Source organism: Gemmatimonadetes bacterium SCN 70-22 (assembly GCA_001724275.1).
GTDB lineage: Bacteria > Gemmatimonadota > Gemmatimonadetes > Gemmatimonadales > Gemmatimonadaceae > SCN-70-22.
Genome location: MEDZ01000022.1, coordinates 1 through 12,353 on the forward strand (window position 1 = coordinate 1; position 12,353 = coordinate 12,353).

A 12,353-nucleotide genomic window follows, 5' to 3' on the forward strand; every position below is an offset into this window, starting at 1 on the left:
TCCCACCCGCTCTCACCCGCTCCCGCTCGCCCCCACCCGCCTCGCGCCGCCCCCCAAGGCACACCATGCCTAACGACCCATCCGTGCGGGCCACGGTCCGCGACTTCGTCGACGAGGTCCTCCTGCCGCTGGAGCCACGTTTCCTCAACGAGCCGTGGTCCCGCGTGGCCGCGGCGCTCGAGGCGGCGCGGGACATGGCGCGCGCGCGCGGACTCTGGGCGCCGCACCTCCCGGCGGCGATGGGAGGGCTGGGGTTGTCGCTGGTCGAGTTCGCGGCGGTCAGCGAGGAGCTGGGGCGCACCCCCATCGGGCACTTCGCGCTCAACTGCCAGGCGCCCGACATCGGTAACATGGAGCTCCTGCTCGCGCACGGGACTGCCGGCCAGCAGGCGCGCTGGCTGGCCCCGCTGGCGCGAGGCGAGATCCGCTCGTGCTTTGCCATGACCGAACCGGAGCGCGCCGGCTCCAACCCGACCTGGCTCGAGGCACGCGCCGAGCGCGATGGCGACGACTACGTCATCACCGGGCACAAGTGGTTCACGACGGCAGCTGACGGGGCGGCGTTCGCCATCGTCATGGCCGTCACCGACCCGTCGGCCCCGCCCCACCGGCGCGCCAGCCAGGTCATCGTCCCGACGGACACGCCGGGCTACGCGCTCGTGCGCAACATCCGGGTGATGGGTGACGCCGGCGAGGGCTACGCGACCCATGGCGAGGTGCGTTTCGACCGCTGCCGTGTCCCGGTGACGCATCGCATCGGCGGCGAGGGGGACGGATTCGCCCTGGCCCAGGAGCGCCTCGGGCCGGGGCGCATCCACCATTGCATGCGCTGGATCGGGATCTGCGAGCGCGCGCTGGATCTCACCTGCCGGCATGCCGCCACGCGCGAACTGTCGCCCGGCGTGGTGCTGGGGACCAAGCAGGGCGTGCAGCACATGATCGCCGACTCCCGCGCGGAGATCGACGCGGCGCGGCTCCTCATCCTCGACACCGCGCGTCGGATCGATGCCCACGGTGCGTCGGCCGCGCGCGAGTCGGTCTCGACCATCAAGTTCTTCGCCGCCGGCGTGCTGCAACGCGTCCTCGACCGCGCCATCCAGGTGCACGGCGCGCTCGGGATGACGGACGACACGCCGCTCGCGTACTGGTTCCGCCACGAGCGCGCGGCGCGCATCTACGACGGGGCCGACGAGGTGCACAAGGGCGTGCTGGCGCGGCGCATCCTGAAGCAGTACGGCGTGTCGATTCGCGAATGAGCGCATCCCCGATCGATCGTCCCGGGCGCGTTCGCGCCGGGGAGGAGCTCGACACGGAGGCGCTGCGCGCGTACCTGCGGCGGCAGCGCCTGGGTGGCGGCGGCGAGCTCCGCGTCTCCCAGTTCCCACGCGGCTTCTCCAACCTCACGTACCTCGTGGAGAGTGACGGCGTGGCCCGCATCCTCCGGCGCCCGCCATTCGGGGTCGGGAAGGGGGTGGCGCACGACGTGGTGCGCGAGGCCCGCCTCCTGCAAGCGTTAGGCACCGCCTACGGGAAGGTTCCGCGCGTCCTGGCCATCTGCGACGATCCGGCCGTCCTCGGCGCGCCGTTCTACCTCATGGAGCGGGCCACCGGGATCATCCTGCGCGATCGGATCCCCGACGGGGTCGCGATCGACCCGCCCCTCATGCGCCGGATCGCCGCGGCGGCGGTCGACACGCTCGCCGAGATCCACGCGGTGGACCGCGCCGCGGCGGGCCTGGCGTCGATGGGGCGCCCGGAGGGGTACGTGGAGCGCCAGGTGGGGGGGTGGAGCCGGCGCTTCGAGGCCGCGCGCACCGGGGCGCAGCCCGACGTGGAGCGCATCGCGTCGTGGCTCGAGGCATCGCGTCCCCCCGAATCCGCGTGCACCCTGGTCCATAACGACTTCAAGTACGACAACCTCGTCCTGGCGGCGGACGACCCGTCGCGCGTGGTGGCCGTGCTCGACTGGGAAATGGCGACGATCGGCGACCCGCTGATGGATCTCGGGACCACGCTTGGCTACTGGGTGGAAGCCGGCGACCCGCCGGCCCTCCGCTCGTTAGGGCTCGGCGTGACCGCCCTGCCGGGCAACCTGACGCGCCGGGAAGTCGTCGCCCGCTACGAGGACGCCACCGGACGGACCGTGACGAACCCGGTGTTCTACTACGCGTACGGGTTGTTCAAGGTGGCCGTGATCGCGCAGCAGATCTACGCCCGGTTCGTGAAGGGGCTGACGCGCGACCCTCGCTTTGCCGGGCTCGACCAGGTGGTGTCCACGCTCGGTGCCGCCGCCGTGCGAGCGGTGGAGCGGGGACACGTGGGGAGCGCCCCCTAGGCCGTGTCAGGCCGGGTAGACCTCGAAGACGCCCGCCGCCCCCATCCCCCCCCCGATGCACATCGTGACGAGACCGAATCCGCCGCCTCGCTTCCCGAGCTCGTGCACCAGCTGGGTGGTGAGCTTGGCGCCGGTCGCGCCCAACGGATGCCCGAGGGCGATGGCGCCGCCGTTCACGTTCACCCGATCCATCGGCATCTCCAGTTCGCGCGCCACCGCCAGGGCCTGTGAGGCGAACGCCTCGTTGAACTCGATGAGCCCGAGCTGCGACATCGTGATCCCCGCCCGGGCGAGTGCCTTGGGCACGGCCTTGATGGGTCCCACGCCCATGACGTCGGGGTCGACGCCCGCGACGGCGAACGACGCCACGCGCGCCAGGGGACGGAGCCCGAGCGCCGTCGCCCGCGCGGCACTCATGACGGTGACAGCGGCTGCACCATCGCTGTAGGGTGAAGAGTTGCCGGCGGTCACGCTCCCTCCGAGCTTGAAGGCGGCCGGAAGCTTCGCCAGGCGCTCCACACTGGTGTCGGTGCGGACCAGCTCGTCCACCGCGAACAGCCCTTCCTCCACGTCCTTCCGGGTCCCGTGCCACGTGACCCGCTCGACCGGGACCGGGATCACCTGGTCGCGAAAGGCGCCGCGCTCGAGCGCCCGCGCGGCCTTCGCGTGGCTCTCATAGGCGTACTGGTCCTGGTCGGCGCGGCTCACCTGCCACCGCTCGGCCACGCGCTCGGCGGTGAGCCCCATCGCGATCATCTCCTCGGTCATCGCCGGGTGCAATCGCGGGTGGTGCCCGGCCATCGGGACCTGGCTCATCATCTCCACGCCGCCGGCCATCACCACGTCGGCCATCCCGCTCATGATGGCCTGTGCCGCCATGGCGATGCTCTGCAGCCCGGAGGAGCAGAATCGGTTGACCGTCACCGCCGGGACGTCGACCGGGAGGCGGGCCCGCAGGACGGCGAGACGCGCCACGTTGAGTCCCTGGGCCCCCTCGGGCATCGCGCACCCCCAGATCACGTCGTCGATGGTCCTCGGGTCGAGGTCGGCCCGCTTGACGGCTTCCTGCAGCACGAGGGCCGACAGGTCGATCGGGGCGACCCCGGCCAGCGACCCATCCTTCCTGCCGCGCCCCACCGCGGTACGCACCGCGCTGACGATCACTGCGTCTGGCATCTCTCGTGGTCTCCGTGCGCGCTAGTTGCGAAGCGGCTTGCCGGTCTTGAGGGTGTGGACGATGCGCTCCTGCGTCTCCCGGGTCCCGAGCAACGCGAGGAACGCCTCGCGCTCGAGGTCGAGGATGTCCTGCTCCGTCACGTCGCGCGGCGGCCCGTCGCCTCCCGAGAGGACGTAGGCCACGTGCGTCGCGATCTTCACCTCGTGGGCGGTGATGTAGCCCGCCTCCCGCATCGCCCAGACGGCGTACAGCAGGTTCCCCATCGCCTCCTTGCCTAACGCGCGAATGGTCATGGGGACGGGGGCGACGTAATCGGGGGCGAGGTCGAGGACCCGGGCCTTGGCGTCGGCCAGCAAGCGGTCACGGTTCATCGTGATCCGGTCGCCGTCGCGCAGGAAGCCGAGCGCGCGCGCCTCCAGGGCGCTGCTGCTCGTGGTCGCCATCGTGATGAGCCGGAAGGCGCGCTTGACCGCCTCGAAGGGGTCGGCCTCGTCGTAGCGCTGGAGCTCCCTGGTGAAGCGGAAGAGGAGTTCCTTGGTCCCCCCGCCGCCCGGAAGGAGCCCGACCCCCACCTCGACGAGCCCCATGTAGAGCTCGGCGTGCGCCTGGACCCTCGCCGCATGGAGCGAGAGCTCGCAGCCTCCACCGAGCGCCAGCCCGAACGGGGCGGCGACGATGGGGAAGGGGGCCCGCCGCAGCGACATCACCGACTGCTGAAAGGCCGTCACGGCCGATTCCAGCATCGTCCACGCGCCGTCCTGCACTCCCTGCACCACCGGGGCGAGGTCAGCCCCCGCCGAGAAGGTGCGGGGATCGTCGTTCCCGATGACGAGCCCGGCGTAACCGCCGCTCGCGATCGTTCGCTCCGCCGATTCCAACAGCTGCAACACCGGCGCCCCCAGGGTGTTCATCTTGCCCCGGAACTCGAGCAGGAGGACGCCGTCGCCGAGGTCGAGGAGCGCCGCCCCCTCGTTGCGCTCCAGCGTCCCGCTCCGCAGCGCCACCAGCGGGAGGTCGATGTGTCCCGGGATCCCCTCGATGGGGGCGTAGTCGCCGACGAACGTCAGGTGCCGCGGGCCGCTGCTGAGGTCGCGGTAGAACGACTCCTGCGCCTTCCGCAGCAGCATCGGCTCCGCCAGCCCGCGCTGCGCCAGCCCGGCGCGCACGAAGTCCAGCCCGAGCGCGTCCATCTGGCGGTACGGGCCCATCTCCCATGCATATCCCCACTCCATGGCCCGGTCCACCGACACGATGTCGTGCGCCAGCTCGGGGGTCTTGTCGATCGTGTAGTGCCCCACCGTCAGCAGCAACGTGCGCACGAACTCGGCATGCTTTCCCCCGGCGGTCCCGAACGCGCGCAAGCGTTGGTGCAGCGGAACCTTCTCCACGAAGGCCAGCTCCGGGAACCGGGCCTTCTGCTGCGGCCGATAGTCCAGCGTCTTCCAGTCGAGGGTGAGGATCCCGTCCTTCTCCTTGCGATAGAAGCCCCCACCGGTCTTGTCGCCCAGGCGCCCGGAACTCACCAGCGCGCCGACCCACCCCGGCAGGGTGAAGTCTTCCCCCGTCGTCGCCGAGGTGCCGGCGGCGACGTGCGCGAGGACGTCGATCCCGGAGATGTCGCCCGTGCGGAACGTCGCGGACTTCGCTCGACCGATCAGCGGGCCGGTGAGGGCATCCACCTCGTCGATCGAGAGGTCGAACTCCTCCATCAGGCGCAACGTCTGCACCATCCCGAAGATGCCAAGGCGGTTGGCGATGAAGCCGGGGACGTCCTTCGCGAGCACCACGCCCTTGCCCAGGATCCGCTCGGCGAAATGGCGGATGGTGGTCACCACCGCGCTCGCCGTCTCCTCGGTGGGGATGAGCTCCAGCAGGTGGAGGTAGCGCGGCGGATTGAAGAAGTGCGTCCCCAGGAAGTGCCGCGTGAAATCGACGCTCCGCCCCTCCGTCAGGAGGCGCATCGGGATCCCCGACGTGTTGGACGACACGATCGTCCCTGCCCGGCGCACCGACTCCAGGCGGGCGTACAGCGCCCGCTTCGGCTCCACCTGCTCGACGATGGCCTCCACGATCCAGTCGCACTCCGCCAGCAGGTGCAAGTGATCGTCGGTGTTCCCCGTCGTCACGAGTGCGGCGCGCGAGCCGTCCATGAAGGGGGCGGGCTTCGCCTTGAGCGCGCGCTGCAGCCCCGCCCGGGCAATGCCATTCCGGTCCGGATCGCCCGGGATGTCGAGCATCACCACCGGGACCCCCGCCGACGCGGCGAGCGCCGCGATCCCGCTCCCCATCGCCCCGGCCCCGATCACGCCGACCTTCGTGATGCGCATATCCGTTTCACTCGCGAGATAAGGTGCGAAGGGAAGATCCCCTCGGGGCGCCGTTGCCGGAAGTGGGGCACGCACCCGGCGCGGCTCTTCCATGCGCACCGGCGTTCGACTACGCTCCTCCCATGCGACGCCCCATCGCCCTCGCCGCCTTGCTCCTGCTTTCGGCCGTCGCCCAGGGACAGGAGCGGCGCGACTCCCTCACCGGCCCGGGCATTGCGCTCGCCCTGGCCACCCACCGCGCCGAGCGCATCCGTGATGTGCGCTACGACCTGGTGCTCGATGTGACGGGGAGCGACTCCGCCGTGGGGCGCGTCGCCATCCGCTTCAACCTGCGCCGCGGCGGCGACGTGGTCCTCGACTTCCGCGGGGCCCTCCACGGCCGGGTGCGCGCCAATGGGCGTCTCCTCCCCACCGTCGAGTACAACGGCGCCCACATCCGGATTCCCGCCGGCGCCGTGCACGCCGGCGCCAATCGCGTCGACGTGGAATTCGCCACCCCCATTGCGGCTGCCGGTGCCAGCATCATCCGCGTCAAGGATCCCTCCGACTCGGCGACGTACCTGTACACCCTCCTCGTCCCGTCCGACGCCAACCTCCTCTTCCCCTGCTTCGACCAGCCCGACCTCAAGGCGCGGGTCACCCTGACCCTCACGACCCCCTTCGGATGGAAGGCGGTCGCCAATGGCACGCGCCTGACGAGTGATTCGACCTCCCGCGGCATGCTCACCACCTTCCGCGAGAGCGAGCCGATCAGCACGTACCTGATCGCCTTCGCCGCCGGGCCGTGGGAGGAGCTCCGCTCGCCGGGAAGCCGCAAGCCGATCTCCCTCTATGTGCGCCGGTCCCGCCTGGCCGACGTCGACGCCGACTCGATCATCCTGGCCAACGACCGCGCGGCGAGCTGGCTCGAGGAGTACTTCGGGACGCCGTTCCCGTTCCAGAAGCTGGACGTGGTCCTGGCGCCTGCCTTCCCGTTCGGGGGGATGGAGCACCCGGGGGCGATCTTCTACAGCGAGGAGCGATTCGTCTTTCGCGAACGCCCCACGCTGCCGCAGCGACTCGGTCGTACTGCCACCATCTACCATGAGGTCGCGCACCAATGGTTCGGCGACCTGGTCACGATGCGGTGGTTCGATGACCTCTGGCTGAAGGAAGGGTTCGCCACCTACATGGCGGCCAAGATGCAGGACGCCCTGGATCCCGCCTCGGAAGCCTGGAAGTCGTTCTACCTGCGCAACAAGCCCGCCGCCTACGCCGTCGACGCCAGTGAGGGGACGACCCCGGTCTGGCAACGGCTCGGCAACCTCGACCAGGCCAAGAGCAACTACGGGGCGATCGTCTACAACAAGGCGCCGAGCGTCCTGAAGCAGCTCAACTACCTGGTGGGGGACGAGCCGTTCCGCGACGGGTTGCGCACCTTCGTCCGGCGCCATCGCTACGCGAACGCCACCTGGCGCGACCTCCTGAACGCGGTCGGCACGGCAGCGCATCGGCCGCTGGCCGCGTGGGGCGACGACTACATCCTGCGCCCGGGTATGCCGGTTCTCGAGCAGCGGCTCGATGTGCGCGATGGGAAGATCACCCGCTTCGCCATCGTCCAGCGCCCGGCGCGGCCCCTCTCGGGGGCGCGTCCGTGGCCGATCCGGCTCGAGCTCCTGGTGCAGCCGGAACGAGGGGAGGCGCAGCGCATCCCGCTCACCGTCACGGGTGACACCACGGTCGTGGACGAGTTGAGCGGGCGCCCCGCCCCCGCCTTCGTCTTCGCGAACTCGCGTGACTACGCGTATGCGTTGACGCTGCTCGATCCCGGGAGCCTCAACACCGTCGAGCGCGACATCGGCAGCATTCGCGATCCCTTCCTGCGCGCCATGCTCTGGGGGGCCATGTGGGACCTGGTGCGCGAGGCGCTCCTCTCACCCGAGCGGTTCGTCCGCGTGGCACTGCGCGAGCTCCCCCGCGAGCGCGACGAGCAGATCGTCTCCGGAATCGTCAGCCGGCTGGGTCGGGCCACGGCCGCGTACCTCTCGCCGGTCATGCGTGATGCCCTTCTCCCCGACGTGGAGCGCGCGCTCCTGAGCGCGGCGAACGACGCGACGATGCCGTACGGCATCCGGAAGGCGAACTTCGACGCCTGGGTTCGGGTAGTGGCGACGCACCCCGCCGTCGATCAGCTCGCCGGGATGCTCGACAGCTCGCAGGTGGCGGGAGAGCCGCTGCGACCGCCGACGCGGTGGGCGATCGTGACGCGCCTGGTCGCGTTGGGAGCCCCGGGTGCGATGGCGCGACTGGCGGAGGAGGAGGGGCGCGACCGCACCCCCGAGGGAGCGCGCCGGGCCTTCGTGGCCCGGGCCGCCCGTCCCGACTCGGCCACCAAGCGCGAGTACTTCCAGCGCTACTTCGCCGACACCTCGCTCAACGAGGATTGGGCGACGGCCTCGCTCGATGCCTTCAACGCCCTCGAGTCGCAGGACCTGACCCTGGGGTTCCTCACCCCCGCGCTCGATTCGCTCCCCTGGATTCAGCGTAACCGGCGCATCTTCTACGTTGGCGCGTGGATCGGGGGCTTCCTGGACGGCCAGACCAGCGATGCGGCGCTGGCCACGGTGCGCGATTTCCTCGACCGACGGACCGACCTCCCGCCCGATCTCCGGCTCAAGGTGCTGCAGGGGGTCGATGAACTCGATCGCACCGTCCGCATCAGGCGCACCTTCGATGTGCGCGCGCCCAGGGCGCTCCAGGATCCCTGAGGCGCGCCGAACATGGAATCGCTCCGGTTGGTGATCGCGCTCCCCCCGTGGTGTGAGGAGCTGGAGCGCGTGGGTGAGCGATACGAGGCTCCCCTCGACCGCATGCGGGTGGCGATCGCCCTGTCGCGGCGCAACGTGGAGGAGGGGAGCGGTGGACCATTCGGCGCCGCGATCTTCGAGGCGTCGAGCGGGCGCCTCGTTGCCGTCGGGGTCAACTCCGTCGTCCGGTTGAACAACGCCGTGCTTCATGCCGAGACGATGGCGGTGATGCGTGCGAGCGCCCGGCGCGGGAGCTTCACCCTCGCGTCGTCGACCGGCGGGGGCGAGGAGGGCGAGGGGGGCAAGGGGGGCGAACCGCTCGAGCTCTACACGTCGTGCGAACCGTGCGCGATGTGCCTCGGCGCGATTCTCTGGAGCGGACTGCGCCGGGTGATCTTCGCCGCCCGTCGCGACGACGCCGAGGCCCTCGGATTCGATGAAGGCCCGGTCTTCCCTGACACCTTCGCCTACCTGCGGCGGCGTGGAGTGTCGGTCGAAGCCGGGCCCCTCCGGGAGGAGGCACGCGCGGTCCTCGCCAGCTACCGGGCCGCCGGCGGCGCGATCTACAACGGCTAGCGTCGGAGGACGAGGACGGCAACGCTGGCGGGCGGGGGCAGCCGGTCTGGCTTCCGGGTGCCGCGCCTTCCGCGCGTCGCGTTCCTGTGGATGCGACGCCACCCGACCTGTTGCCGGGACTCACGACCGGAGATCGAGCCACGAAGGCACGATGCGGGTGGCGTTGCAACCTGCGAGACAACGGCCTGGCGCGCGGCTGATGCGCTCCCTGCGCGCATGCCATGTAAGACGCTGTAGGCACGTCACTTGGCATGTGCAATGTGCGTTTCCACATCACGTACAATTCGCCGCTGCGCAGGCTACCCGTGGGCGGCACGTCCTCTGCAACGGGTGTAAGTCCTGGCCCTTGTGCAAATGCCTGTGGAGGCGAAGTATTGCCTCCCCATATCCTCACTGGTCACTGGAGTTCATGCTCGCTCCGCTCAGTCCGCTCGAAGCCTATCGTTCCGACCTCGATCGAGAGCACCGCCGATCGGAGTTCGGGAACGCGGATACCGTATGGCTCCTGCTGGCGCACTGTCTGGGTCGACTCGCCAAGGCGGGCGAACCGGTGCGCGACCAGTTGGCGCTGCAGTCCGCCAACGCGCTCCGCGACCTGGCGGACTCGATCGGCGATTCCGAGGAGTCCGATCCGGCCCACGTCCGCGATCTGCAGATGATGATCGCCGGGTTGTCGGCGATCGAGACGCGAGCGGGGGCGGACCTGGTTTCGCGGGCCTGCCGAGGCTTCGCCGCGCGGATGGTGGAGTCGGGAGCGCTCTTCGTAGCCTTCTCCGCGCTCGGTTTCGCTCGCACTGTGGCGGCCGATGCGACCGACCGGGAGCGCGGACTCCTGGCTGCGGACCAGGCCCGCATCGCGCGCCAGCTTGGTGAGCTCGACAGCGCTGACGAGCTCTATCGCGTGGCGAGCGCGATCGGAGAGCGCTCGTCGGACTCGGAACTCCTGTCGCGCTCGTCGCTCGGGCGGGGGGTGATTGCCCGCATCCGCGGCAACTATCCGCGGTCACGCGCCTTCTTCCAGCACGGTCTCAACCTGGCCGTCAGCGCCAACTCGCGCGAACTCGAGTTCTACGCCCATCAGGGGCTCACCATCGTCACCTGCGTGACGGGTGATTCTGACGGCTCGATCCGCCACGGCTGGGACGCGTTCCGGCTGGCCGTCGGCGATGTCACGCGAGAGGCGGAAACGCTGGTGAACCTGTCGCAGCTCTGCCTCGAGTACGGCTACCCGCGAGCGGCGCTGCGGGGCTTCATCTCCGCATTGGCGCGAACCAATCTGCTGCGTATCCGGCTGTCGGCGCTTGGTGGCGCTGCGCTTGCGGCGGGCCGTCTGGAGCAGCGCCCGCTGGTGGCGCGCATCGCGCGAGAAGTCGCCGAGACCACCGAAGGCTCGGCGCTCCCGTACGAGAACGCGCAAGCGCTGTATCACCTGTCCGCGGCCCACCTGGCGCTCGGCGATGAGGTCGGCGCCGAGCGGGTACGCCAGGAGGTGCAGAAGATTGCGTCGGCCCGCGGATATCACGAGCTTTTGCATCAGGTGGAGCGGGACGAGCTCGCGCGGACGGCGCGACTGACCGAACCGCGCGAGCTCGCCAGCACTTCGAGGAGCGTCGTCTCGGCGCTCGAGGCATTCGAGCCCGAGGCGGACGAACTCGCCTTCGCGACTATACGTGCGGATTGACGAAGTCGACGTGCGGGTTCACGAAGTCCACATGGGGGTTGACGAAGTCCGCGTTCACGCACTTGTCTGACGCCGGGTTGCACTTGGCGGCGCCGTCGGGGCCCATCGGCGACGAGGAGCAGGCAGCGAGGCTGGCGGCGACAAGGACGTAGGCGGCAAGGCGAATGGCGCGGGACATGAGGTGTTCCTCTGGGTGAAGTGGGTGGATGGGAGAAGTCTGTCACGTCCGCTCGATGCGCACCGACATCGTATGGGCAGTTCCCATACACGGTGTAACCTTCACCTACGATTCACCGCATGATGGTCTGTGCGCTCGTCTGGGATTCCGCCTCGAGGGCGCGCCTGCAGGATGCCATGCGCGGCCAGGGGAGCGTGCGATTCTGCGAGCGCCAGGGCGAGTTGCTCGCCCTCGTCGAGCACGACCTGGCACGCGTGATCGTCGTCGACCTGCGCGACCGCGAGGGGCGTTCCACACTGGATGCGGTGCGCCACATTCGTGAGGATTTTCCAAGCGTGCCGGTCGTGCTCTACTGCGCGATCTCGCCGGACACCTCACGCGACGTCCTCGCCTTCGCCCGGGCGGGAGTGAACGACCTCGTGCTCCGTGGCGTCGACGACCTGCGTCACACGCTGCGCGCGGCGCTGACGACCGCGGCCGATCACTGCTCGGCGCGCATCATCCTGGCCGAGCTGGAGTCGCTCGTCCCGCCGAACGTGGTGCCGATGCTGCGCTATTGCATCGAGAACGCTCGTCGCTCGCTCACGGTGGAGGACGTGGCCGTTGCGCTGCACGTGCATCGCAAGACGCTCGTGGATCGCCTGGGGAGCGCACGCCTTCCCACGCCGAGCGCGATCATCTCCTGGTGCCGGCTCCTCGTGGCCGCGCGGCTGCTCGAGGATCCGGGGCGGTCGGTGGAGCAGGTCGCGTTGCTTCTGGACTTCCCGTCGGGGACGTCGTTGCGGAACATGATGAAGCGTTACACCGGCCTGCGTCCGGGCGAGATCCGGGAGAACGGCGGTGTGCATTGCGTCCTGCACACGTTCAAGCGCCAGCTGACGCGCGCGCCGGCCGCGCGCCGGGCGGCGAGCTGAGTGTCGCGACCACTCCGGGCGCGACTACGTCAGGCGCCGCTACTCCGGGCGCAGCGGGTGCGCACGCGCCACCGAGACGACGCCCTCGTCCAGTAACTCGAGCACGACGGTCTCACCCGGGGCGAGCGCGGTGAACAGCACCGACTGGACGAAATGGTGCACGTGTCCCGACGCACCGCCCCCCTTCTCGCACTGGCAGGCGAGTGCCTCGATCGCCCCAGGCGTGCGCTGCAGGCCGACCTCGACGGCGAAGTGGCCCATGCTGGCCAGGCGTCGCGCGGTGGTCGCGCTGATTTCGAGCCGTCCATCGCGCGGGGTCTTGCGCGACACTTCACGCACTTCGAGTACCATGGGATTGGTCCGTCCTTTCGTCGCCGGT

At 70.1% G+C, this 12,353-nt stretch carries 10 protein-coding genes; 6 read left to right on the top strand and 4 right to left on the bottom strand.

Translation table 11 applies throughout. From position 1 onward, the window contains the following. Positions 1–65 precede the first annotated feature (65 nt). Together ABS52_11790 and ABS52_11795 are read left to right on the top strand one after the other, a co-directional pair. Complete coding sequence (locus tag ABS52_11790) at positions 66–1,256, top strand: acyl-CoA dehydrogenase (GenBank protein ODT02838.1); 1,191 nt, start codon at positions 66–68, stop codon at positions 1,254–1,256. Then, positions 1,253–2,335: an aminoglycoside phosphotransferase gene (locus ABS52_11795; GenBank protein ID ODT02839.1), complete on the top strand. Its 1,083-nt coding sequence runs from the start codon at positions 1,253–1,255 to the stop codon at positions 2,333–2,335. Before ABS52_11790 ends, ABS52_11795 begins: the two co-directional genes overlap by 4 nt. Positions 2,336–2,341: 6 nt before the next feature. On the opposite strand, the gene ABS52_11800 is transcribed toward ABS52_11795, so the two are convergent. Next, positions 2,342–3,511 carry an acetyl-CoA acetyltransferase gene (locus ABS52_11800; protein ID ODT02840.1) on the bottom strand — a complete coding sequence of 390 codons (1,170 nt, stop codon included), beginning with the start codon at positions 3,509–3,511 and terminating at the stop codon, positions 2,342–2,344. A gap of 21 nt (positions 3,512–3,532) precedes the next feature. Next, the gene (locus ABS52_11805) at positions 3,533–5,839 is read right to left on the bottom strand and encodes a 3-hydroxyacyl-CoA dehydrogenase (GenBank protein ID ODT02841.1); all 2,307 of its coding nucleotides are present in this window, start codon (positions 5,837–5,839) and stop codon (positions 3,533–3,535) included. A gap of 122 nt (positions 5,840–5,961) precedes the next feature. Here ABS52_11805 and ABS52_11810 point away from each other — a divergent pair, with 122 nt between their 5' ends. From ABS52_11810 to ABS52_11820, 3 genes are all read left to right on the top strand, one after another. After that, a complete protein-coding gene (locus tag ABS52_11810; protein ODT02842.1) occupies positions 5,962–8,586 on the top strand; it encodes a hypothetical protein in 2,625 nt (874 codons plus the stop codon). Between the two features lie 12 nt (positions 8,587–8,598). Beyond that, positions 8,599–9,201 (top strand): hypothetical protein, encoded by a 603-nt coding sequence (locus ABS52_11815; GenBank protein ODT02843.1) that lies wholly within the window; start codon positions 8,599–8,601, stop codon positions 9,199–9,201. 409 nt (positions 9,202–9,610) lie between these two features. Next, on the top strand, positions 9,611–10,882 hold the full coding sequence (locus ABS52_11820; protein ID ODT02844.1) for a hypothetical protein: 1,272 nt from the start codon (positions 9,611–9,613) through the stop codon (positions 10,880–10,882). On the opposite strand, the gene ABS52_11825 is transcribed toward ABS52_11820, so the two are convergent. Beyond that, positions 10,866–11,060 (bottom strand): hypothetical protein, encoded by a 195-nt coding sequence (locus ABS52_11825; GenBank protein ODT02845.1) that lies wholly within the window; start codon positions 11,058–11,060, stop codon positions 10,866–10,868. The two genes, ABS52_11820 and ABS52_11825, sit on opposite strands and share 17 nt — an antisense overlap. A 119-nt stretch (positions 11,061–11,179) precedes the next feature. On the opposite strand from ABS52_11825, the gene ABS52_11830 reads away from it, so the two are divergent. Then, a complete protein-coding gene (locus ABS52_11830; GenBank protein ODT02846.1) occupies positions 11,180–11,974 on the top strand; it encodes a hypothetical protein in 795 nt (264 codons plus the stop codon). Positions 11,975–12,013: 39 nt separating this feature from the next. Here the strand turns inward: ABS52_11830 and ABS52_11835 are convergent, their stop codons facing one another. After that, complete coding sequence (locus ABS52_11835; GenBank protein ID ODT02847.1) at positions 12,014–12,325, bottom strand: hypothetical protein; 312 nt, start codon at positions 12,323–12,325, stop codon at positions 12,014–12,016. Positions 12,326–12,353 lie beyond the last annotated feature (28 nt).

Coding starts and splice junctions, on each gene's coding strand:
- ABS52_11815 (ODT02843.1), top strand. CDS start 8,599: ATGGAATCGCTCCGGTTGGTGATCGCGCTCCCCCCGTGGTGTGAGGAG.
- ABS52_11800 (ODT02840.1), bottom strand. CDS start 3,511: ATGCCAGACGCAGTGATCGTCAGCGCGGTGCGTACCGCGGTGGGGCGC.
- ABS52_11810 (ODT02842.1), top strand. CDS start 5,962: ATGCGACGCCCCATCGCCCTCGCCGCCTTGCTCCTGCTTTCGGCCGTC.
- ABS52_11790 (ODT02838.1), top strand. CDS start 66: ATGCCTAACGACCCATCCGTGCGGGCCACGGTCCGCGACTTCGTCGAC.
- ABS52_11805 (ODT02841.1), bottom strand. CDS start 5,839: ATGCGCATCACGAAGGTCGGCGTGATCGGGGCCGGGGCGATGGGGAGC.
- ABS52_11820 (ODT02844.1), top strand. CDS start 9,611: ATGCTCGCTCCGCTCAGTCCGCTCGAAGCCTATCGTTCCGACCTCGAT.
- ABS52_11835 (ODT02847.1), bottom strand. CDS start 12,325: ATGGTACTCGAAGTGCGTGAAGTGTCGCGCAAGACCCCGCGCGATGGA.
- ABS52_11795 (ODT02839.1), top strand. CDS start 1,253: ATGAGCGCATCCCCGATCGATCGTCCCGGGCGCGTTCGCGCCGGGGAG.
- ABS52_11830 (ODT02846.1), top strand. CDS start 11,180: ATGATGGTCTGTGCGCTCGTCTGGGATTCCGCCTCGAGGGCGCGCCTG.
- ABS52_11825 (ODT02845.1), bottom strand. CDS start 11,060: ATGTCCCGCGCCATTCGCCTTGCCGCCTACGTCCTTGTCGCCGCCAGC.